The organism is Streptomyces botrytidirepellens (assembly GCF_003721215.1).
In the GTDB taxonomy this organism is placed as follows: Bacteria; Actinomycetota; Actinomycetes; order Streptomycetales; family Streptomycetaceae; genus Streptomyces; species Streptomyces himastatinicus.
Map to the genome: position 1 here is coordinate 1 of NZ_RIBZ01000664.1, position 5,726 is coordinate 5,726.

At 76.0% G+C, this 5,726-nt stretch carries 5 protein-coding genes and 2 pseudogenes; 2 read left to right on the forward strand and 5 right to left on the reverse strand.

The genetic code is table 11. The annotated features are described in order from the left end of the window. Positions 1-176: 176 nt before the first annotated feature. The 5 genes and pseudogenes from EEJ42_RS35050 to EEJ42_RS35070 all read right to left on the reverse strand — a co-directional run bounded on the left by EEJ42_RS35050 (position 177) and on the right by EEJ42_RS35070 (position 4,998). Positions 177-851 carry an SDR family NAD(P)-dependent oxidoreductase gene (locus tag EEJ42_RS35050; protein WP_246097578.1) on the reverse strand — a complete coding sequence of 225 codons (675 nt, stop codon included), beginning with the start codon at positions 849-851 and terminating at the stop codon, positions 177-179. Continuing rightward, on the reverse strand, positions 848-1,804 hold the full coding sequence (locus EEJ42_RS35055; RefSeq protein ID WP_221179464.1) for an NAD-dependent epimerase/dehydratase family protein: 957 nt from the start codon (positions 1,802-1,804) through the stop codon (positions 848-850). Before EEJ42_RS35055 ends, EEJ42_RS35050 begins: the two co-directional genes overlap by 4 nt. A gap of 137 nt (positions 1,805-1,941) precedes the next feature. Continuing rightward, on the reverse strand, positions 1,942-3,189 hold the full coding sequence (locus tag EEJ42_RS35060) for an FAD-dependent monooxygenase (RefSeq protein ID WP_123106251.1): 1,248 nt from the start codon (positions 3,187-3,189) through the stop codon (positions 1,942-1,944). Positions 3,190-3,194: 5 nt separating this feature from the next. Then, positions 3,195-3,767, reverse strand: a pseudogene (locus tag EEJ42_RS35065) (cyclase family protein); the annotation flags it as partial. Positions 3,768-4,173: 406 nt separating this feature from the next. After that, positions 4,174-4,998 carry an AfsR/SARP family transcriptional regulator gene (locus EEJ42_RS35070; protein WP_009717667.1) on the reverse strand — a complete coding sequence of 275 codons (825 nt, stop codon included), beginning with the start codon at positions 4,996-4,998 and terminating at the stop codon, positions 4,174-4,176. Positions 4,999-5,247: 249 nt separating this feature from the next. On the opposite strand from EEJ42_RS35070, the gene EEJ42_RS35075 reads away from it, so the two are divergent. Together EEJ42_RS35075 and EEJ42_RS35080 are read left to right on the forward strand one after the other, a co-directional pair. Beyond that, a complete protein-coding gene (locus EEJ42_RS35075; protein WP_123106253.1) occupies positions 5,248-5,451 on the forward strand; it encodes a hypothetical protein in 204 nt (67 codons plus the stop codon). Between the two features lie 14 nt (positions 5,452-5,465). Next, positions 5,466-5,726: pseudogene (locus EEJ42_RS35080) on the forward strand (TOMM precursor leader peptide-binding protein); the annotation flags it as partial.

Genomic DNA, 5,726 nt, shown 5'->3' on the forward strand with positions numbered 1-5,726 from the left:
CCCCGGCGGGCACCGGCATCAGCCCGGCCCGGGCGACCGCCGCCGCGCAGCCGCCCGGGACCGCGACCCGCACCTGGTGGCCCGCCGCGAGGAAGGCCCGGGCGAGCGGCACCAGCGCGACCAGATGCCCGCCCGGGGCCCAGGTCGTGAACAGGACGCGCACGATCCCTCCCCGGTCAGCCGCCTGTGAGCGTGAGGGTGTGGCCGGTGAGACGGGTGTTGGCCGCCGAGCACAGGAACAGCAGCGTCTGCGCGGCGGCCCCGGCCCCTGCGGGCGCGCCCTCCGGGCACACCGCGTTGACCAGCACTCCGTCCGCCGCCACCTGCCCGCTGAGGCCGCGGGCCAGGCCGTGCAGCCCGGCCTCGGCCGCGCCGTGGAACTCGTCGGGCACCCGGCGCGAGGACACCAGCGCGATCCGGCCCCAGCCGCGCTCCCGCATCCCGACGACGGCGCGCTGCACCGTACGGATCACCGGGGCGAGGCTGTCCGCGACGACCGGCAGCCAGTCCCCCTCGGGGATGTCCTCGAAACGGGCGCGCGGATCGCATCGCGCGCCCCGCCGCCACGCGTTCGCCACCAGGACGTCGAGCGCGCCCCAGCGCTCCTCGACGGCGGCCACGACCCAGCGCGGCGATGCGGAGTCCTCCAGTGCGTACGGCACGGCGAAGGCCTGGTTGCCGTCCGGGCCCGCCAGCTCGGCGGCCAGCTCCTCGGCGGCCTCGCGGCGGTTCCGGAAGGCCAGCGCCACCCGCGCGCCCTGCGCCGCGAAGGCGCGGGCGGCAGCCCTGCCGACGACGCCGGTGGCGCCGGTGACCAGGACCGCGCGCCCGTCCAGGCCGAGGTCCATCATGGGCGCGCCGCCGTCGCGCGGTCCGGCGCCCCCGCCTCGGCCAGCTGATCGCGCAGCGACCGGACCGTGCCGAACCGCGGCCGCCAGCCGAGCAGCAGCCGGGCCCGGGAGATGTCCACCCGCTGCCAGGCGGGGCCCGGAGGGTGACCGCCGGCGCCCGGCTCCTCCACCAGCGGCACGCCGAGCCCGCTGAGCACGATCATGCGCTCCACCAGACGGCGCACGCTCAGGGCCTGGCCGCAGCCGATGTTGACGACCTGTCCGCTCGCCCGGGGCGCCGTCGCCGCCGCGAGGGCCGCGGCGGCGACGTCACGGATGTCCACGAAGTCCCAGCGCCCCTCCAGCGGTTCCAGCCGCAGCGGACCGGGGCAGCGGGATGCCGCATGGCGGGCTGCGGTGCCCAGGAGGTCGGCGCGGGGCGCGCCGGGGCCGAAGACATGGGCGATCCGCAGCACCGCGCCGTCCACCGCACCGGCCCGGGTGGCGCGCAGCAGGGCCTGCGCGCCGAGCAGCTTGGTGCGGCCGTACGCACTGACCGGCGCGGGCGGCAGATCCTCGGTGATGCCGACACCCCGGCACACCGGGCCGTACTCGTGGACCGTGCCCAGCTGCACCAGCCGGGGCCGGTGCGGCAGCGCCGCGGCGGCCTCCACCAGGGTGCGCACCAGCCCGGCGTTGGCCGCGGCCAACTGCTCCTCGGTGCCGCCGTGAGTGAGCCCGGCCGCGTTCACCACGACGTCGGCGGCGGCCCCGGCGAGGAGGGCGGCGAGCTGCCCGGACGGGGTGCGGGTCAGATCCAGCCCGGCCCAGGAGACGGCTTCTCCGGGCTCCGGCTCTCGGCGGGAGACCACCAGCACCCGGGCGCCCGCGGCCTCGAACGCGCGCTGGACCGCACCGCCCAGGGCGCCGGTGCCGCCGAGCACCACGACGGACAGGCCCGCTGCGTCTGACACCCTCGGCACCATCGGCGCCCTCCCCGCGGTCGTTCCCGGATGGCGTTGCTGAGAACGCCATGGTCGCCGCCGTGACTTGAGCCCGCCTCGACCCGGCGCCGGGGCCGCCCCGGACCGGGCCGCCGTGCGCCGCCCGCTCAGGGGCGCCCGCACACCCTGGCATCCACGACGCGGATCACCGGGCCCCCGTAGGCGATGCGTTGGAGCATCCTGCGGTGCAGTGGGGTGTGGCGCAGCGCCCGGGCAAGATAGGGGCGCACGCGAGTGGCGAACGCGCCACCCGAGAGCAGGGCCCGGCTCTGCCGGGTCTGCATCCGTACGACCGCCGCGACGTCGGGCCCCCGGCGCCCCTCGAAGGCGGCGAGGCGATCCGCGCCGACATCGCCCGCGGCCAGGGCACCGGACAGCACGGGGTGCAGCACCACCGCGTCCTGGATGGCGAGGGTGATGCCCTGGGCGGCGATCGGGCCGTGGGTGTGGGCGGCGTCGCCGATCAGCACCAGCCCGTCGTCCACCCAGCGCCGGGCGCGGGCCGAGAAGACGTCCAGCAGCCCGAGGTCGCCCAGGGCGCGGATCTGTTCGCGGATGGCCGTGGCGTACGGCGGCACGGCGCGCGCGAGCCGCTCCCTGACCCGGTCCGCGCCGAGCGCGGTGAGGGCGCGGTGGCCGTGCTGCGGCAGCGTCCAGCCGAGGTGTATGCGGTCCGGCCAGGAGCCGTAGACCACCACCGGGCCGTCCCCGGTGCGGAACACCCGCACCTCGCGGAGCGGCGGGGCGTCCGCGCCGCCCGCCTTGAGGGTGCACCACAGCAGCACGTGGTGCAGCGCCTCGGTGCGGCCCGCGCCGATTCCGGCCAGCCGCCGGACCCGGGAGTAGCGGCCGTCCGCACCGACCACGGCCCGGGCCCGCACGGTGCAGCGGCCGTCCGGCCCGTCGGCGGTGACCCCGGCGATCCGCCCGTCCCGCCACACCAGGCCGCCGACCCTCCGGCCGGGCAGATAGCGGAAGCCCGGCGAGCGGCGGCAGTGGGCGAGGAGTTCGTCCAGCAGATGCGTCCGGGGGAGGGACAGCAGATGGTCGTACGGGGCGGGGAGGAGGCGGTAGTCGGCCTCCAGCAGCATCCGCTCGCCCTCGAACAGCCGGAACCGGTCGTGCTCCTGGGCGCCGCGCGCCCGCGCCCCGGCGAGCACTCCCAGCTCGTCCAGCAGCGCCTGTGCGCCGGGCTGGAGGATCTCGCCGCGGGCCTCCCGCTCGTGCGCGCGGGCGCGCTCCAGCACCGTCACCCGCGCCCCCGAGCGCAGCATCAGCAGCGCCAGCACGAGACCGGCCGGGCCGCCGCCGACCACACAGACCTCGGTGTCGATCTCCTGGTGCGCCGTCGCCACCGGACTCACACCTCGTCGAGCAGGGCCACCGCGCGGGTCCAGCCCGCGCCCGCACCCGCGGTCTTCACGGGGAAGCAGGCGACCCGGAACCCGGTGGGCGGCAGGGTGTCCAGCCGCGCCAGCCGCTCGATCTGGCAGTACGCCCGGCGGTGGCCCGCGAAGTGCGCGGGCCACAGCGCCGACCGGTCGCCGGTGGCGTGGTAGCGGCGAATCATGTCGTGGAAGGGCGCGTCGAGGCTGAACGCGTCGGTGCCGATCACCCGGACCCCCAGGTCGAGGAGGTAGTCGGTGGCGGGGCCGTCGAGGCCGGTGAAGTCGGTGAAGTAGCGCGGCGTACCGGCCCAGCAGGCGGCGCCGGTGTGCAGCAGGACGACGTCCAGCGGGCGCGGGCGGCAGCCGGTCCGGGCGAGCGCCTTCTCGATGTCCTCGACCCCGGCGGTGCGGGTGTCCGGGTCGGCGCCGGTGATGTCCAGGACGTGCGCCGGGCGCAGAAACCACTCCACCGGCATCCGGTCGATGACGCGCGACGTCCCGCGCGCACCGGGGGCACCGCAGGGCGCGGGGGCGTCCACCGGTGTGGACAGGTCGATGATGCGCAAGGCACCCCCTCGGCTGGTGTCGGACGAGCGGTCGGCGGGAGGTCGGTGGCAGTCAGGCGGGAGGTCGGTGGGCGTTCGGGTCGGCGGACGTTCGGGTCGGCGGACGTTCGGGTCGGCGGACGTTCGGGTTGGCGGGCGGTCGGGTCGGCGGGAGGTCGGCGGGAGGTCGGCGGGAGTCGGTGGTCGTTCGGGGGAAATGCACTACGGCTCCGCTTGCCCGCGCGGGGGGATCGGGCAGCGGAGCCGTAGCAGACCCGGCTGAAGGGCGGCGCCGGGCGTTCGGGGGGAGGTCACCGGGCGGGCCCTGGGGAGGTGACGGGGCCTGTGCGGCGGGTGGAGCGGTCAAGCGGGGCGGGGCGCGGGACGGACCGTACGGAGCGGCGGGTCAGGCGGCGAACAGGTCGAGCACCGGGCGGCGCCAGTGCCCTTCGAGGTCGAGGTCGAGCGCGGGGTCGGAGGCGAGCACCGCCTGCTGGAGCTTCTGGAGCCGCGGCGAGGGCTCCAGCCCCAGGTCCTCGACGAGCCGGGCGCGCAGCCCCTGGTAGACCTCCAGCGCCTGCCACGGGCGGCCCGCCCGGTACAGCGCGGCCATGCACTGGGCGTGCAGCCCCTCGTGCAGCGGATGGCGGGCGGTCAGCTCGGTCAGCTCGGTCAGCAGCTCGGCATGGCGGCCGAGCCGCAGATCGGCCTCGATGCGGCGCTCCAGGACGCCGAGACGGCTCTCCTCCAGCCGGGCCAGCTCGATCTCCAGGACCGGACCGACCCGCACGTCCACCAGCGCCGGACCGCGCCAGACCGCGAGCGCCTCGCGCAGCAGCAGGGACGCCTCGACATCGTCCCCGGCGTCGAGCGCGTCGCGCCCCGCCGCCACCAGCCGGTCGTACTCATGGATGTCGACAGCGCCCGGCTGCGCCTCCAGGACATAGCCGCCGTACCGGGTGGCCAGCACGTCCTTCGAGGCCTGCGGCGCCTGGGGGCCGTAAGCGGCGGCCAGCCTGCGGCGGAGCTGAAGGATGTACGTCTGCAAGGTGGTGGGCGCACTGCGCGGCATCTGCGTGCCCCAGATTTCCTCCATAAGAGTGGGCACCGGCAGCATCTGGTTGGCGTAGACGGAAAGCAGTGCAAGGATCTGCCGCGGCTTGCCCGCGCTGGGCACGATCGACTGACCGCACGCCTCGACGCTCAGCGGCCCCAACACCTTGATGTCCATGGTCCTGTACCTCCGTCAACGGTCCGTCAGGTGCCTCCTGGCCGCGCGGCCGTGCCATCGAGGCACAGAAAAGACTCGCGGGTGAGCGGTGCCTCCGACCAGTGCCGGAATACCGAACTCGGTATGAGTCCTGGGAGGTCGACCCATGACAAATTCACACCCTGGCGATGACGGCGGCACTGAACCGCGGCGGCGGCCCCGCCGCGGCCCCTGGTCCACGACCGCCTCCCACCCCGAGGAGAGCCTGTGATGACGGAAGCCTCCATCCCCCCGCAACCCGCGGCCGACGGCGGTGTCCCGGCCGCGCCGGACCCCGACCTGAACGCCCTGAACGCCCTGAACGCCCCGGACGACCCGCACGATCCGGACGACCTGGTCATCGAGGAGCTCACCGACGCCTCCTGGCCGGCCGTCGCGCCGCGCATCTGCATCTGCACGTTCGGCGGGGAATGAGGGAGCGCGGACGCATGGCGGGCGAACTGGGCTTCACCCCGCATCTGCGGGTCGAACCGGTGCCGGGCGAGGCCGTCTACCTGGTCTCCGAGCACGGCGTCACGGCGCTGCACGGGCGGGCGATCGCCGCCCTCGCGCCGCTGCTGGACGGGTCGCGGGACCTCGCGCACATCCTCACCGAGGCCGCCCGCGCGGCCGGGTGCGGTAGCGGCCTGGGACGCCGCGCTGGATTTCCCACAGTTCTTCGGGCGGCGGGCACTTGCCGTCATGGTGGC